The organism is Veillonella sp. KGMB01456 (assembly GCF_023051165.1).
In the GTDB taxonomy this organism is placed as follows: Bacteria; Bacillota; Negativicutes; order Veillonellales; family Veillonellaceae; genus Veillonella_A.
In genome coordinates, this window is sequence record NZ_JALKIG010000001.1 from 50168 (window position 1) to 63875 (window position 13708).

The following is a 13708-nucleotide window of genomic DNA, read 5'->3' on the forward strand; positions in this document are numbered from 1 at the left end:
TGAGATGGAAGAACGCGATAAAAAAGTATCTTCAGCATTATCGGATTAACTGCTGAAAATACGGCTATCTGCCATAAAGTCATAAGGCAGGCTCAAGCCACTTAGATATTTCATAGACGAAGTCGCTTTTTTTCTTGCATTGTGGGTGGCCGACACGTAGTACATGAAAGGTTTGATTGCCCAGAGTGGAAATGGCTTCCTGCCAGGGCATTTTTCTTTTCCCAATGTCTTTAAAACCGTTGTAATGAATATTATAACGGTCAAAAACGTTAGGGATGTAATCGTCATAATACCAAGATGTATAAAAAATGATATGAGTAGGATGTATTACCTTTAATTCCTGCTGAAGGACTTTTAGGTTTAGGATACAGTTGGATTTTACAAAATCTGAGGTAGTATCCTTTCCTCCGGAATTGTTGGATTTGACAATATTGGTAAATGCGATGTGTTCTATAGAATCGTCACCGAATATTCTCTGAGTGATAGCACGAGTATAGCTCCAATATGGCCAGCTTTTGTTCCACAGAGATTCACGGGTATATTGAAAGGGATTGCGGAAGCCGTCTTCAATCGTGCCGGGATTGTTTCTGGCATTTTTACCGACAAATAGAATTCTCTTGGAAGTTTTATTAAAATCGGAACCTACGCACCAGCAGCCAATCGGTAAGGATAAATGTTCTTTCTTGTGACATTCTTCACAGATTTTGCAAGTACCAAGCTCCATATGGTGATATCGTTCAGCTAATCTTTTTTCTGTTTCATTGAAATAGCGCATTGGAATTCCTCCGTAACGATAGATTTCTTTTATCTTACTATATTTTTAATATCTGTAACAACATTGAGAGGTGAAACAGCATGGCCAATAATGTTATCGATGCCGCCATCCGGCTGCGGGATTTGTTCACGCCGACCGTGCGTAGCGTCAATGCCAGCCTGGGGACCATGAAGACCCAGATGGCGGCGGCGAAACAATCGGTCAGCGGACTGTCGGACAAGCTGACGGAGCATGAGCGCATCCAGAAACGGACGGCGAAGAGCATCGAGCAGACGGGAAGCAAGATTTCCGGCTTATCAGACAAGATGGCCCTGCTGTCAGCCCCCATCCTGGCAGCCGCAACGGCAGGCTTCAAGCTGCACAGCGACTTTGCCAACGGTATCGCCAAGATTTCGACTTTGGTCGACACGACGGTCGTTTCCATGCAGAAGGTCAGTGATGAGATTCGTGCAGTCAGCGATGAAACGGGCGCAGGTGTCGCTGATCTTTCGGAATCGGTCTACCAGGCCATTTCCGCTGGTGTCAATGCGGCCCATGCCGTGGGCTTTGTCAAAGACATGACAATTGCTGCGAAAGCCGGCTTCACCGACACGACGACTGCCGTTAACGGTGTGACCACGGTCCTCAATGCCTATGGAAAATCGGCAGAAGAAGCCACGGCGGTGACGGACCAGATGCTCCTGGCACAGAACTTCGGCAAGACATCCTTTGGCGAGATGGCCCAGTCCATGGGCAATGTCATCCCCATTGCGGCACAGCTCAATGTCAGTACCCAGGAACTGTTCGGTTCCATCGCCGTCCTGACCAAGAACGGTATCCGGACCAGCGAGGCCATTACCGGACTCAAGGCGGCTTACAGCAACATCCTGAAGCCGTCTGCCGAAGCGGCGAAACTGGCTCAGTCCCTTGGCCTTGAGTTCAATGCGGCTCATCTGCAGAGCGTGGGCTGGGTGAAGTTCCTGGACGAAGTGAAGCGGGTGACAGGCGGCGATGCCGAACAGATGGCCCAGCTCTTTGGCTCTGTCGAGGGCCTGAACAGCATCCTGGTCCTGACGGGCAAGGGAGCCGGGGACTTCGATAAGGTCATGGACCAGATGGCCCAGTCTGCCGGCATGACCCGGGAAGCCTATGAGAAGATGCTGACCCCGTCGGAGCAGATGCAGATTGCCATGAACCAGCTGAAGAATGCCGGCATGGATTTAGCAGTGTCGTTTACGCCGTACTTCAAGGCCATGTCGATGCGCGTCAAGGAACTGGCTGCCTGGTTTCGTGCGCTTACACCGGAACAGAAAACGCTGATCGGACAGGTGGCTTTTGGCATCGTGACCTTCCAGCTCTTCGGTTCCACCCTAGGGCGGGTGCTGACGGTCGGCGGCAGGGCTTTTGGTACTTTCAACTCTATTGCTACGGGCATCAGCAAAGCTGGCAGTGTCTCGAAGTATCTCTTGACTCAGTTCAAAGGACTCATTCCAGTGTGCCGGGGCATTGCCATCGTGGCCAGAGGCATGGGCAGTACCTTTCTGACTGCCGGACGCATGATGATCACCATAATCCGTGCTGTAGGCGCCGCAGCCATGGCCAATCCCATTCTTATCGTCATCACGGCCATCATCGCAGGGCTGTATCTCCTCTGGAGTAACTGGGATACGGTGTCGCAATATATCGAACAGGCTATACAGGCTGTATCGGACGCCGTCGATGCGGGGATGAACTGGATCAGTTCTGCCTGGGACGGAGCCATGAATGGCATCAGCGAGACGGCCTCCAGTATCTGGGAGAGCATCAAGGACACCTTTCGCAGCGGTGTGAACTGGGTCATTGACCAGGTGAACGGACTCATTGCCAGCGTCAATAGTCTGTCCATCGACATTCCGTCCCTTACGGGCGGGGCGCCGACCCACGTGGGCTTTGATATCCCAAGCATCAGCCACTTTGAAAGCGGTGTCGAGAACTTTCGTGGCGGCTTTGCCGTCATCAATGAAGACCGCCGGGGCGAGCTGGTACACCTGCCCAATGGCAGTACGGTCATACCTCATGATGAAAGCATCCGCCAGGCCATGAACGCCGGCAGCGGCGGCATTACCATCTGCATTGATACGATGAACGTCCGCAGCGAGCAGGACATCGACGCCGTCGCTGAAAAACTCGTCGAAAAAATGAGACTGTACGGCATGAACCGCATGAAAGGAGCGACCCTCTGATGAGTTCTTTCTTAGCATCCCTGTTGAACGCCATCGGCCAGGCTGCGTCTTCCCTCACGATTTCACTCTCTTCTGAATCGGCAGCGGTGGTCTTTCCCGTCCTGCCTTCGGAGCTGATGGTATCTGTCAATACGAATCATGGCACGGTGAACATCAATAACTTCGGCGACTACCTTATGATGGGAAAGACGGGACTCAAGACACTGACCCTTTCCGGCTTTTTTCCGGCCCAGGATTATCCCTTTGCCATGATGGGGCTGGCACCTTATACGTACATTGCCCAACTGGAAACGATGCGTACCGGTGACAGCGTCTGTCAGCTGACGGTATCAGACACGCCACTTTCCATGCCCTGCCTGATTTCATCCTTCAAGTTTGGCGAAAAGGACGGCAGCGGCGATGTCTATTACGAGCTGGGCCTGACAGAGTACCGCTACGTTACGGCGCCTGAGACAGGAAAGACCGAGACTGCTACGGGACTGAAGAAGCGGCCGGAGTCGTTCTGGTCGAAGATGAAGAAGAACATCACCTATTATCCCGGTGACAGTATCGGGAACGTCATCGGCCGGGCCGTGGGGAAATCGGTGACGCTCAACAATGAGCAGTTCTCGAAGTTCCAAATCTATCGCAGCATTGTCCGTAACGGCGGTCTTTCGCCCGGGGATATCATCCGCCTGACGACGATGAACCTCAAAAGGAATGATGAAAATGTTCCAGTTGCAAAGAATCAATAAGAAAACCAATACCGAGGATGCTCAGACGGAAGGCCTGAAAAAGCCCGAGAACGCAGACCTTACGGGCTGGCTGATTTGTGCAACCTGGTCCGGGGACGTCGAGCAGGCCGGACGCAGGCTGGAATTCGACCTGGCCTATACGACGCGGGATAAATCTTGGCAGAATCCGGAACTGGAACTGGGGGACGAGGTGCTGTTTATCCACATTGACGATAAAACGCAGCAGACTGTCCACCTGTTCCAGGGACGTATTTTTGGCCGCAGCCGGGAGAGCGGCTCTTCCGTGATGCATTTTACATCCTTTGACAATATCGTCTATCTGGCCAAGTCCCGCATAACCAAGAAGTACACGAACGTCACAGTGGCCGACGCCATCCGCCAGACCATCAATGACTTTTCTATTCCGGCCGGGACTATTCCTGACCTGTCCGTCACCTGCAATTTCATTGCCGATGATATCTCGGCTACGGAGGCTATCAAGCAGGCATTATCCTATCAGTCTGCACAGGATGGCAAGGGATACCATATCTACATGACCGAAGGGAAGCTCAACGTGGTCTGCATGAACAACCAGGTGGTGGAAGATTTCCTGATCAGCGATGTGACAAACCTGACCGGCGCTTCCGTGTCGGAGTCGGTCGAAGACATGGTTTCTAAGGTCATCGTCGTCGACAGTACCGGGCAGACGAAAGGCGAACTGCCCAATCAGACGGATATCGACCGATTCGGTCTCATCCAGGCCATTTGCAAGGCCGACCCCAAGCAGGACGATGCCTCGCAGGCAAGGGCCATGCTGAAGACCGTCGCCCATGACATGTCCATCCGGGCCATCGGTCATATCCAGTGTATCGCCGGGTTTTCTGTCTCAGTCCAGGAAGAACAGCTCAAGGGCCAGTTCTTCATCAAGTCAGACAGCCATAAAATCGAAGGCAACAAGCACCTGATGGAGCTGCATCTGGTATTCAACAAACTGCTGGATGAGCAGAAACAGGAACTGGACAGTACATCGTACAATGCCAACCCGGATTATGTGCCGCCAGCGGAAACGGAATCGACATCTTCTGTTTCTACAGGTGGCGCTGTGGCTGGCAGCAGTGTGGTCGATGCGTGCATGGCCAATTTCGAGGGTACCGTTTCTCCCTATGGCTCAGAAGGCTGTGTCGACCGGGCAACCATCGCCGCGGCGGGCTATTCCCCTTTCGCAGCGCAGGAATATAACAATGGCGTGAAAGGCTGCGACCAGCTCCGGGCCGATGCCGAAGCGCAGGGTCTGGCTATCCCTTATGACCCGTCGCAGCTCGAAAAGGGCGACATCATCATGTACAACCGCTACAGCAAGCCGGATCCGAACTGGCATGTCGTCGTCTATGACGGGAGCGGCGGCTGCTGGGGCAACAGCTCCAATGTCTATGGCTGTTTTCATCACTACGAAGGCAGCATCGATATGGGAAGCGACTATTATCCGGCAACGATTATCAAGACCTCAAGGGGGTGAGCGTGTGCAGAAAAATCCGTATATCAGCCTGCTGGATCTGATGGAGCAGGTCAGCCGCAGCAGCAACAGCCCGGACATTCAAATCGGGCAGATCCTTGCTTCGCCGCCAGATATCAAGGTCCGCTACAATGGCATCATTTTGACCAAAGAGGAGCTGTGGATTTCCCATTATCTCCTGGCAGGTTATGGCCGCACAGCTAAAGGGCATCTGGTATCGGCGACACAGAATCGTGCCGGCGGCAGCGGTGATGCGGCTTACCAGTCCCATAATCATGATATCGATAATGACTACACCGATTCCGTCATCTATACGGATACGCTGAAGCCCGGCATGTATGTGGCCATCATGCCCATGCTCATCAATGGCCGGATCCAGCAGTACATCATTTTGGACGAGATTGTGAGGATTGATGGCCATGGCTGATCCTTTTGTAGCAATGAACAGCATCCAGGCAGCGAACCGGAATGAGTCGCTGCCTCTTTTCGTAGAATACGGCTATGACTTTGATAAGCAGTGCTTCCGCTACGACGAAAAAGGCCAGAACCTGATGGTGACGGAAAACGAAGCCCTCAAGGTCTGGATTTATAAAGCGATTCTCACCGAACGATACCGCTACTTAGCGTATGATGACAGCTATGGCATTACCATCGAGCCGTATCAGGGGAGAGCGCCAAACAGCCAGTATACAGCAGACAGGATTTGTCAGAATATCCGTGAGGGATTGATGGTGAATCCGTACATTGCCCGCATTAACCATATCGAGGTGGAGAAGCGGGAACGGGATGATTTGGCCATTACGGTTGACGTCACTTCCATTTACAGTGACGAATCATTGATTGTGACGGCAGGAAGGAGCGAGGCATGAGCAATTTATTTGATGCACAGACCAAAGATGTGATTGAGAGCCGCATGGCCCAGACCCTGCACACCATTACGGAAAAAGAGCAAAGTACCATGGAAGGCACCTTTGCCCGCGACCTGATCGACGCCAATGCTGTGGAATTTGAGAGCAGCTATGCCGAGATGGCCATGTTGCGCGACGCGGCCTTTGCCGAAACGTCCTGGGGCGACTACCTGACGCTGCGGGCAGCGGAATTTGGCGTCGATCGCAAGAAAGCCGTCAAGGCCAAAGGAGAAGTTACGGTGACGGGGATGGCAGGAGCCTACATCATTCGCAGCAGTCTCTTCCAGACAAAAGACGGCCAGCGATTTTATACCCTGGAGTCGGCCACCATTCCTGCCGATGCCTCTGAGGTTACGATTCCCGTGGAAGCTGCCGATGACGGGGCGAGTGGCAATGTGGCCGAAGGAACGATTACAGAAATCCCCTATTCCATCCCGAATATCTCGGCAGTCGTTAACCATAAGAAATGCACCGATGGGGCGGATGAAGAAACGGATGACGCACTCCTTGCCCGGCTCCTGTTCCGGGTGCGCCAGCCTATCACCTCGGGCAATGCCAATCATTATCGTGACTGGGCCATGTCTGTCGATGGCGTCGGGAACTGCAAAGTCATCCCGCTCTGGCAGGGCAATGGTACAGTGAAGGTCATTATCGTCACGGCAGAGAACGAATCGGCATCGGCGGAACTGATTCAGGAAGTTTACGACTACATCGAAAGCCAGCGGCCTATTGGAGCGACTGTGACCGTCGTTTCACCGGCACCTTTAACCATTGATTTGACGGCAGATGTCTATGGCACAGCCAGCCCCGATGCCGTAAAAGCAGCCATGACAGCCTATCTCAAGCAGACGGGCTTCACGCTTTCCTATGTCAGCCTGGCCCAGATGGGGAAACTTCTTCTTTCCATCAGCGGCATTACGGATTATAAGGATTTGAAGCTTAATGGGAAAGCGGCCAACGTGGAACTGACGAACGAGCAGATCCCCGTGGCAGGGAAGGTGGTGCTGAACCTTGTCAGCCAATGACTGGATGCGGCAGAGCCGGATGGATATCCTGAAGTATTTGCCGCATTTCTTATCGAAAGACCCGATGTTCCGCCGGGTGGCAGAAACCTGCAATGAGGAGCATGACCGCCTGCGCCTGGCTCTGCAGGATCTGGCGGACAACTTCTTCGTGAACACCGCCACCTGGGCGCTGCCGCTCTATGAATCGTTCCTGGGCATCAAGCCCGGTGACGGAGATAGCGACGAATTCCGCAGGCAGCGGATTCTCTTCAAGCTGCAGCACGTGGATGTGTCTACGAAAGATTTCATGAACTCCATCATCAATCTCTACAGTGCCGGCCATATCGAGGAAGTCAATAAGGAGTATTACTTCAAGGTGTACTGCATCATGAACGACAAAGATACCACGACCTTGCAGAAGCTCATCACGCAGCTCAACATCTACAAGCCGGCCCATCTGGGGTATGCCATCTACCTGGGTTATTCCTGGAATGGCAAGATTCACTGGAACGGAGAAGCCACCTTCTCGACGGCGACCATCGTATCCAAGAAAGGAGTGATGACAAATGGATGATTATAGCAAAGAGAAATGGTCTGCCGACTTCCCGGACCGTGCCGGACAGGAAGTCCGGCCCACAGAAGCTGTGGAGAATACGCTGGATTATGATGTGCTTTTCCCACAGTATCTTTCGGAAGACCCGGTTGTCTTCAACCAGCAGAACAAGACCGTGTCCCAGCTGGTCAGCAATGATGCCCGGCTCTATGAGCGGATTTCCGCTACGGCAGCTGACATCAATGCCCATCTGACCGATGCCAAGGCCCATGCCAGCGGCATCAGCGGCAATGCGGCCAGTGCGTCGAAGTTGCAGACGGGGCGTAAGATTCACCGGGTTGTTTTTGACGGCACGAAGGATATCACCCTGCCGGATTTCAGTGGCTGCGGCGAAAAGACAGCAGGCCAGAGCGGAATGGTCCCGTCACCTTCAGCCGGGAAGCTGAATACCGTCCTGCACAGCAATGGCAGCTGGGGCAAGGTCACCTATGCCGATATGGATGAAGAAGCCGTGGCCAAAATCCAGGCATGCCCTTTTCCCGTCAATGCCATCTACATTTCTGCGGACGGGAAGAATCCGGCAACGTACTGGCCGGGAACGACCTGGGTGGCTTTTGCCATGGGACGTTGCTTGATCGGGGCCGGAGCGGCAGACAGCGGAACTATGTACAAGGCCGGGGACAAGCTGGGCGAGGAGAAGCACAACCTTACGATTCCAGAAACTCCGGCTCATGGCCATACAGTCGGAGACAGCGGAAATCATCGTCACTGGTCCTGCGGGTCATTGCCGCGCAACTTCCAGTGGGATGCCTGTGAAGGCAATGATGCACCTGTTGCCGTAGGGTATGGCGACGGCTGCTGGCATGGCAATCAGGTGGATGGGCATACATCTTGGGATGGAAATCATTCCCACAGCCTTTCCCGGACGGGTGGTGGCCAGCCGCACAACAACATGCAGCCGTCCATCGTCGTGTACATGTTCCAGCGGACAGGCTAGGAGGTGAGGAATATGGCTGAATGGTTACAGATGGCCGCATCCTTGGTATCGGTCCTGATGCTCTGCGGCGTCATCTTTAATTTCAGCGTCATCAAGCCGTTGAATGAATCGGTGCGGAGCCTCCGGGACTGTATCGCAGAACTTCGCCGCCAGCTGTCGGATACGGAAGCTAAGCGGCAGAAAATGGCGGAACGGCTGTCCCGGGTGGAAGCCCTGGCAGAACATGCCCACCGCAGGCTGGATGCCATGGAACAGCGGCAGCCGGAACAGGGGGGATGGAAATGAGCTTCTCCGTGGTGCAGAACCGGATTCGCCTGGTGAGGGGCGATTCGGCAGAAATCCGCCTGGTCATTTGCGACCGTGTGACGGGGGAACCTTTCATCCCTGGAAAGCGCGATGAGCTGACGTTCACGCTGAAGCGCAGTCTCACCGATGAAAGACCTGTTCTGACCAAGACACTGGAACAGGGCATCCGGCAGGAAGGGGCGGCGTGCTTCCTGGTTTTCTGGCCGGACGATACCCGGAACCTTCCCTGCGGCCGTTATATCTATGATGTGGAGCTGGTGCGGGAGAACGGATACACCGATACCCTTATTCCGCCCCGGCCTTTTTTCCTGGAAAGGGGCGTGACGGACAATGGCACATAAGGGGAACAACCTTGTCGGCATTCTTTCCATGCCCCAAGCCCCTTCCGGGGACTTTCAGGAAAAATGCATCGTCCCATCCGACGAGGAACAGGTCGTCACCGCTGACAGCGGTCATGCGGCCCTTTCCCGGGTGACGGTAGCTGCCATCCCGTCGAACTATGGCAGAATCAGCTTTAATGGCTATGAGTTGAAAGTCGAGTAAAGGAGCAATCAACATGGCGAAAAACGTAAAAATCAATTCGGTCGTGTATGCGGAAGTGCCGCAGGTTTCCATCCCTTTGGCAGAAGGGCAGGGGACAGCTGTCTTTTATGATACGACCGGGGCTGCGGCGGCATCGGGCGATATCCTGACGGGAAAATCCGCTTTTATCGGGAACGGCTTCGTCGCGGGTTCCATGCCCAATAACGGAGCCATCAGCGGCAGTATCAGCAAGGCCGATGGCACGTATACCATCCCGGCCGGGTTCCATAACGGCAAAGGGGCAGTCCGCATCAGCAGCGAGGAACAGGCCAAGCTGGTCAGCGGGAACATCAAGTCCGGGGTGACGGTCCTCGGCATCAGCGGCAAGTCCAGCGTAGTCGATACCAGTGATGCCACCGCCGCCGCGGGGACGATTGTCAGCGGTAAGACGGCCTACATCAATGGTACCAAGGTGACGGGCAGTCTGACGACCGTTTCCGTTTCCCAGGACAGCCTGACGAAAATCCTGACTGTCGAGTAAGGAGGGAAGGCCATGAAGGTAAATGTGACGATAGCCGGAGCCAGTTACAGCGAAGTGCCATCCATCCTGATTCCCCTAAAAAAAGGCGGCAGGGCACGGTTCTGCGAAGTGTCTGACACAACGGCGAAAGCCGCCGATGTGGCTAAGGGGAAAAAGTTTTATACTTCAGAGGGTGAACTGGTGACGGGGACGGCTGACCTGTCACAGGCAGATGCACGAAAGACGATAACCCTGATTCAAAAAGAGCATCAGACCATTACGCTTACCTGCAACCATCCGGAGTTATCCTCACAAACAGACTCAGATGGAAATACCGTATATGCTACAACGTATCAGGATACCTTGAGCATCAACTTGAAAGCAGATACCGATTATTATGCGGGGAAAATCACTATCAACGGGGAAGAGCAGGAAAACAGCAGTACCAATCCTCAACTTGCTTATATATCGGCACCCATCAGTAATGGCATGATTGTCAGTGCAACCGACGCCGCCCCGATTCCCACTGTTCCTTTTACAGATGTAAGCCTTACGATGACGGGACAGGGCACGCAGTGGCTGACTGGCCATATGCTTATGACGACGAAGCAATCCCCGGAAAGCCCTAAGATAGTCGGCGTGGGGGCTCTGGAAAATGGAAGCCGTAAAGGGCTGCTGTTCCTGTTGGATGAAGAAAAACGATATGCAGGTTGCAAAGTTGAACTTACGACAGGGACAGGAATATCGGATACCACAGAATTGTTCTATGAGAAAGATAATGATCTGGGGGTCATAATGATTGGGGAAATATCAGATGCTTTATATTCTTATCTGGCAGAATCTTCAGAGACAAATGCAGAAGTCATACTGACAGTTAAGGTGGTGGGATGAGTTTGTTTGAGAAAGTGAATATCCCCGACTGTATCGTCATTATCGGTCTGGTCACAGCACTAATCCTGGCGATTTTTTATGCCCTGAACGAACTGGCTATGTCCATTGCGTCAGGGCTTCTCGGTTACATCGGCGGCACCGTGAAGTCCGCCGTTCATCAGAAAGGAGAAGAAAAACATGAAAGTATTCCTGAATCCCGGCCATGCGCCGGGCGGCCATCCCGATCCGGGGGCCGTCAATAGTGAAAGCGGTCTGCGTGAGTGCGATGTCGCTTTGGCAGTCGGTCAATCTGCGGAAAGTTACCTGAATGCGGCAGGAGTAGCAACAGAACTGCTCCAGTCTGACAGCCTGGAGGAAATCTGCGAGGCCACCAATGCCAGTGATGCGGACATCTTCGTGTCCATCCACTGCAATGCCGCTGAATCCGAAGAAGCCAACGGCACGGAAACCTGGGCCTGTGCCGGCAGTTACCGTGGCAGCATGCTGGCTAGTTGCATCCAGAACCAGATTGTCGATGCCCTGGATACGACAGACCGGGGCGTGAAGATTGCCACGCCCGGCGTCAACGGCCTGTATGTCCTCACGAACACGGACATGCCCGCTGTCCTGGTCGAACTGGCCTTCATCACCAATCCTAGTGATGAAGAAATCCTGGCCAATGCTCAGGATGCCTTGGCCAGAGCAGTGGCACGGGGCATCACCGATTACGAACAGCTGATTCTAGGAGGTAAGTGACTATGAATCGTGATGAAATCAAGAAAGCCGTCGCCGATGCCGTCGTATCCTTTGCCAGGAGCGAAGCCGAAGCGGCCATCAAGTCCATCGACCTGGATGATGTCCAGAAGCTGGTGGAAGCGCAGATGAAGAACCTCACAGACCCGCTGGAAGCCGAAATCCAGACCACCACAAGCTGGTGGGTGAAGATCCGGAACAGGCTGTATATCACCTTGATGCAGCAGGCGGTCAAAGCCATCGTGGCTGATGTAAAACAGAAGATTGCATGAAAAGAGCCGGTATGGGACATCGGGAAGGATGTTCTGTACTGGCTTTTTATGTTACAATGAAAAATAAGAACTTTCAATGTCTGGACTGTAAATGGCTGATTGAGAGGAAAGCAACATGTGGAAGGTACTCACCGAAGAATTAAATCAAATCGGCTCTGAAGGCGGCAAGATTCTAAAAGATGAAGAATATAAAGGACAATGCCGTATTACCTTAGAACGATGCATTCGTTACGATGCCATCACCTGTGGTGTGTACGGCGAAATGGTTCACACTGCTTATTCTGATGCCAAAGATTCATCTTCTCTGTATGAATCAATGAAGAAAGAACTGCAGATGTTCATTGATGCAGATTTCGATGATGAAGAGAAACGTAGTGACTTTTATGAAGTCTTTGTAAATCGGTATTAAGAATAGCCGTAAGCCCTGTTTTTACTTGATATTGTTCGCTTAATGGTATAAAATCAGACATACGTAAATTCTGGAGATAAGTAATCATGGAATATATGACGGTTAAGGAAGCTTCTAAGAAGTGGAATATTACTATGCGACGTATTCAAGTGTTATGCAGCGAAGGAAGAATTGAAGGCGCTTTTCGTTTCAGTAGAGTGTGGGCAATTCCGATTGATGCACTTAAACCTATCGATGCAAGAATACATACAGGAAAATATATAAAAGCCAATAAATAAAGAAAGTAGAGTTGTTCATATGGATAAGAAAAAAACTGCGATTTCATTGTTTTCAGGTGCGGGAGGAATGGATGTTGGCTTTGAAAAAGCGGGAATCCAAGTTCTTGTTGCAAACGAAATTATGCCAGAAGCATCAGAAACTTATAAAGCCAATCATCAGGAAAGCAGAATGATTAATGATGACATCAACAATGTCATTAATGAGCTTGATAAGTATTCTGGAGTAGATTTTGTTTTTGGGGGGCCGCCTTGCCAAGGGTTTTCTGTAGCGGGTAAAATGGACCCTGATGATAGTCGAAGTAAATTGATTTTTACATTTCTGGATGTTATAAAAAAAGTACGGCCCAAGGCATTCGTGATGGAAAATGTAAAAGCTTTGGCAAAGTTAGAAAAGTGGGGGGACGTCAGAAAACGATATTTAGATACAGCCGCAATGTTAGGCTACCAATGCTTACCCTTTGTTTTGAATGCAACTGAGTTTAATGTTTCGCAAAAAAGGGAACGTGTATTTTTTGTTGGGGTTAGGGATAATTCAGACATCTTTTTCGAGTACCATATGAATGAGCTTTTAGATGAGGAAAAGAAAAAAGCCCCTATCATTAGAGACTTATTAAAAGATTTAGGAAAGGCTGGTACGGATAAAAACCCAAATACATGTACGGCCAAAATTACATTCGCAACTCATCCAATTATGAGAAAATCACCATATGCAGGAATGTACTTCAATGGCCAGGGAAGACCAATCAATATCGATGGATATGCAAATACGCTGCCAGCTTCTATGGGAGGAAACAAAACTCCTTTTGTAGATGAAGAATATTTGTACGGAAAGGCTGATGAAGACTGGGTAGTAAAATACCATAAAGGATTACTTGATGGATCAATAACTCCCCAATTCGAAGAAGCTCCAAAACGATTACGTCGTTTGACAATCAATGAAGCTATTCGTATACAGACTTTCCCTGATGACTATATTTTTTGTGGAAATAAAGGGAAAATATATACACAAATTGGTAATGCTGTACCTTGCAATCTAGCCGAGGCTGTAGCTAAAGCTACATTGAAGTACATGGAGAAGTATGAGTAAGGAACTCATATTTCTCCATCTTTATTA

At 51.5% G+C, this 13708-nt stretch carries 20 protein-coding genes; 19 read left to right on the forward strand and 1 reads right to left on the reverse strand.

The window, feature by feature from the left end; all coding sequences use genetic code 11:
• Nucleotides 1-79: 79 nt before the first annotated feature.
• Complete coding sequence (locus MXE28_RS00295) at nucleotides 80-775, reverse strand: hypothetical protein (RefSeq protein WP_247239671.1); 696 nt, start codon at nucleotides 773-775, stop codon at nucleotides 80-82.
• A gap of 80 nt (nucleotides 776-855) precedes the next feature.
• Between MXE28_RS00295 and MXE28_RS00300 the strand changes: the two genes are divergently transcribed.
• From MXE28_RS00300 to MXE28_RS00390, 19 genes are all read left to right on the forward strand, one after another.
• A complete protein-coding gene (locus MXE28_RS00300) occupies nucleotides 856-2976 on the forward strand; it encodes a phage tail tape measure protein (protein WP_247239672.1) in 2121 nt (706 codons plus the stop codon).
• Nucleotides 2976-3710, forward strand: coding sequence for a hypothetical protein (locus tag MXE28_RS00305; protein WP_247239673.1), 735 nt, complete (start codon nucleotides 2976-2978; stop codon nucleotides 3708-3710). Before MXE28_RS00300 ends, MXE28_RS00305 begins: the two co-directional genes overlap by 1 nt.
• On the forward strand, nucleotides 3685-5205 hold the full coding sequence (locus MXE28_RS00310) for a hypothetical protein (RefSeq protein ID WP_247239674.1): 1521 nt from the start codon (nucleotides 3685-3687) through the stop codon (nucleotides 5203-5205). Before MXE28_RS00305 ends, MXE28_RS00310 begins: the two co-directional genes overlap by 26 nt.
• A 4-nt stretch (nucleotides 5206-5209) precedes the next feature.
• Nucleotides 5210-5629, forward strand: coding sequence for a DUF2577 domain-containing protein (locus tag MXE28_RS00315; RefSeq protein ID WP_247239675.1), 420 nt, complete (start codon nucleotides 5210-5212; stop codon nucleotides 5627-5629).
• A gap of 13 nt (nucleotides 5630-5642) precedes the next feature.
• Complete coding sequence (locus MXE28_RS00320; protein WP_281493508.1) at nucleotides 5643-6071, forward strand: DUF2634 domain-containing protein; 429 nt, start codon at nucleotides 5643-5645, stop codon at nucleotides 6069-6071.
• Complete coding sequence (locus tag MXE28_RS00325; RefSeq protein WP_247239677.1) at nucleotides 6068-7135, forward strand: baseplate J/gp47 family protein; 1068 nt, start codon at nucleotides 6068-6070, stop codon at nucleotides 7133-7135. The genes MXE28_RS00320 and MXE28_RS00325 overlap by 4 nt, the downstream gene beginning before the upstream one ends.
• On the forward strand, nucleotides 7122-7688 hold the full coding sequence (locus MXE28_RS00330) for a putative phage tail protein (protein WP_247239678.1): 567 nt from the start codon (nucleotides 7122-7124) through the stop codon (nucleotides 7686-7688). The genes MXE28_RS00325 and MXE28_RS00330 overlap by 14 nt, the downstream gene beginning before the upstream one ends.
• Complete coding sequence (locus MXE28_RS00335; RefSeq protein ID WP_170088046.1) at nucleotides 7681-8664, forward strand: hypothetical protein; 984 nt, start codon at nucleotides 7681-7683, stop codon at nucleotides 8662-8664. Before MXE28_RS00330 ends, MXE28_RS00335 begins: the two co-directional genes overlap by 8 nt.
• A 12-nt stretch (nucleotides 8665-8676) precedes the next feature.
• Nucleotides 8677-8949 carry a hypothetical protein gene (locus MXE28_RS00340; protein WP_225723669.1) on the forward strand — a complete coding sequence of 91 codons (273 nt, stop codon included), beginning with the start codon at nucleotides 8677-8679 and terminating at the stop codon, nucleotides 8947-8949.
• Entirely contained in the window at nucleotides 8946-9311 is a 366-nt protein-coding gene (locus tag MXE28_RS00345) for a hypothetical protein (protein ID WP_075581370.1), read from the forward strand. Before MXE28_RS00340 ends, MXE28_RS00345 begins: the two co-directional genes overlap by 4 nt.
• On the forward strand, nucleotides 9301-9513 hold the full coding sequence (locus tag MXE28_RS00350) for a hypothetical protein (RefSeq protein WP_075581369.1): 213 nt from the start codon (nucleotides 9301-9303) through the stop codon (nucleotides 9511-9513). Before MXE28_RS00345 ends, MXE28_RS00350 begins: the two co-directional genes overlap by 11 nt.
• A gap of 13 nt (nucleotides 9514-9526) precedes the next feature.
• Nucleotides 9527-10033 carry a hypothetical protein gene (locus MXE28_RS00355; protein WP_021840511.1) on the forward strand — a complete coding sequence of 169 codons (507 nt, stop codon included), beginning with the start codon at nucleotides 9527-9529 and terminating at the stop codon, nucleotides 10031-10033.
• Between the two features lie 12 nt (nucleotides 10034-10045).
• On the forward strand, nucleotides 10046-10903 hold the full coding sequence (locus tag MXE28_RS00360; RefSeq protein WP_014128557.1) for a hypothetical protein: 858 nt from the start codon (nucleotides 10046-10048) through the stop codon (nucleotides 10901-10903).
• Entirely contained in the window at nucleotides 10900-11145 is a 246-nt protein-coding gene (locus tag MXE28_RS00365) for a hypothetical protein (RefSeq protein WP_071818993.1), read from the forward strand. The genes MXE28_RS00360 and MXE28_RS00365 overlap by 4 nt, the downstream gene beginning before the upstream one ends.
• Nucleotides 11081-11638 (forward strand): N-acetylmuramoyl-L-alanine amidase, encoded by a 558-nt coding sequence (locus MXE28_RS00370; protein ID WP_014128556.1) that lies wholly within the window; start codon nucleotides 11081-11083, stop codon nucleotides 11636-11638. The genes MXE28_RS00365 and MXE28_RS00370 overlap by 65 nt, the downstream gene beginning before the upstream one ends.
• A 2-nt stretch (nucleotides 11639-11640) precedes the next feature.
• Nucleotides 11641-11907 carry a hypothetical protein gene (locus MXE28_RS00375; RefSeq protein WP_014128555.1) on the forward strand — a complete coding sequence of 89 codons (267 nt, stop codon included), beginning with the start codon at nucleotides 11641-11643 and terminating at the stop codon, nucleotides 11905-11907.
• Between the two features lie 115 nt (nucleotides 11908-12022).
• Nucleotides 12023-12316 (forward strand): hypothetical protein, encoded by a 294-nt coding sequence (locus MXE28_RS00380; RefSeq protein WP_014128554.1) that lies wholly within the window; start codon nucleotides 12023-12025, stop codon nucleotides 12314-12316.
• An 86-nt stretch (nucleotides 12317-12402) separates the two neighbouring features.
• Complete coding sequence (locus MXE28_RS00385) at nucleotides 12403-12594, forward strand: hypothetical protein (protein ID WP_021840512.1); 192 nt, start codon at nucleotides 12403-12405, stop codon at nucleotides 12592-12594.
• Nucleotides 12595-12613: 19 nt separating this feature from the next.
• Nucleotides 12614-13681, forward strand: a complete 1068-nt coding sequence (locus tag MXE28_RS00390; protein ID WP_014128553.1) for a DNA cytosine methyltransferase — start codon at nucleotides 12614-12616, stop codon at nucleotides 13679-13681.
• Nucleotides 13682-13708: the final 27 nt, after the last annotated feature.

Excerpts from the sequence above, each read along its gene's own strand:
- MXE28_RS00390 (WP_014128553.1), top strand. The coding sequence starts at position 12,614 with ATGGATAAGAAAAAAACTGCGATTTCATTGTTTTCAGGTGCGGGAGGA.
- MXE28_RS00300 (WP_247239672.1), top strand. The coding sequence starts at position 856 with ATGGCCAATAATGTTATCGATGCCGCCATCCGGCTGCGGGATTTGTTC.
- MXE28_RS00350 (WP_075581369.1), top strand. The coding sequence starts at position 9,301 with ATGGCACATAAGGGGAACAACCTTGTCGGCATTCTTTCCATGCCCCAA.
- MXE28_RS00355 (WP_021840511.1), top strand. The coding sequence starts at position 9,527 with ATGGCGAAAAACGTAAAAATCAATTCGGTCGTGTATGCGGAAGTGCCG.
- MXE28_RS00320 (WP_281493508.1), top strand. The coding sequence starts at position 5,643 with ATGAACAGCATCCAGGCAGCGAACCGGAATGAGTCGCTGCCTCTTTTC.
- MXE28_RS00385 (WP_021840512.1), top strand. The coding sequence starts at position 12,403 with ATGGAATATATGACGGTTAAGGAAGCTTCTAAGAAGTGGAATATTACT.
- MXE28_RS00340 (WP_225723669.1), top strand. The coding sequence starts at position 8,677 with ATGGCTGAATGGTTACAGATGGCCGCATCCTTGGTATCGGTCCTGATG.
- MXE28_RS00380 (WP_014128554.1), top strand. The coding sequence starts at position 12,023 with ATGTGGAAGGTACTCACCGAAGAATTAAATCAAATCGGCTCTGAAGGC.
- MXE28_RS00310 (WP_247239674.1), top strand. The coding sequence starts at position 3,685 with ATGTTCCAGTTGCAAAGAATCAATAAGAAAACCAATACCGAGGATGCT.
- MXE28_RS00370 (WP_014128556.1), top strand. The coding sequence starts at position 11,081 with ATGAAAGTATTCCTGAATCCCGGCCATGCGCCGGGCGGCCATCCCGAT.
- MXE28_RS00365 (WP_071818993.1), top strand. The coding sequence starts at position 10,900 with ATGAGTTTGTTTGAGAAAGTGAATATCCCCGACTGTATCGTCATTATC.
- MXE28_RS00375 (WP_014128555.1), top strand. The coding sequence starts at position 11,641 with ATGAATCGTGATGAAATCAAGAAAGCCGTCGCCGATGCCGTCGTATCC.
- MXE28_RS00295 (WP_247239671.1), bottom strand. The coding sequence starts at position 775 with ATGCGCTATTTCAATGAAACAGAAAAAAGATTAGCTGAACGATATCAC.
- MXE28_RS00360 (WP_014128557.1), top strand. The coding sequence starts at position 10,046 with ATGAAGGTAAATGTGACGATAGCCGGAGCCAGTTACAGCGAAGTGCCA.
- MXE28_RS00305 (WP_247239673.1), top strand. The coding sequence starts at position 2,976 with ATGAGTTCTTTCTTAGCATCCCTGTTGAACGCCATCGGCCAGGCTGCG.
- MXE28_RS00345 (WP_075581370.1), top strand. The coding sequence starts at position 8,946 with ATGAGCTTCTCCGTGGTGCAGAACCGGATTCGCCTGGTGAGGGGCGAT.
- MXE28_RS00325 (WP_247239677.1), top strand. The coding sequence starts at position 6,068 with ATGAGCAATTTATTTGATGCACAGACCAAAGATGTGATTGAGAGCCGC.
- MXE28_RS00335 (WP_170088046.1), top strand. The coding sequence starts at position 7,681 with ATGGATGATTATAGCAAAGAGAAATGGTCTGCCGACTTCCCGGACCGT.